The sequence below is a fragment of the Marinobacter iranensis genome (assembly GCF_029207565.1).
Taxonomy (GTDB): Bacteria; Pseudomonadota; Gammaproteobacteria; order Pseudomonadales; family Oleiphilaceae; genus Marinobacter; species Marinobacter iranensis.
In genome coordinates this window covers 1-263 of the sequence record NZ_JANCMW010000232.1, presented here as the reverse complement: position 1 = coordinate 263, position 263 = coordinate 1, and the positions used below count along the sequence as shown (strand labels likewise).

Genomic DNA, 263 nt, shown 5'->3' with positions numbered 1-263 from the left:
AGGAGGAAGGCGCGATGATGATGCACTGTAAGCGGGTGCTGCCCGCCGTCATCCTCGTTGTCGGGCTCGCGGCGTGCTCGGAAAGAAAGCCGCCAGCCCCGCCAACGGAGCAGCAGATCCATTCGTCCGACAGCGCCGTGGCGACCGGGGAAATGGGGCGGCATAGATATCGCTGTTCCGACGGGGAACCGCTGTTCGTCGATTACAAGGACAACGGCCTGCAGATCGATTTGCGGCGCTCCAACGGGGGACCGCCGATGATG

The 263-nt window shown here is 63.9% G+C and carries 1 protein-coding gene; it reads left to right on the top strand.

The genetic code is table 11. From position 1 onward, the window contains the following. Positions 1-14: 14 nt before the first annotated feature. The coding region (locus NLU14_RS22150; RefSeq protein ID WP_275710669.1) for a hypothetical protein at positions 15-263 on the top strand (249 nt) is incomplete at its 3' end.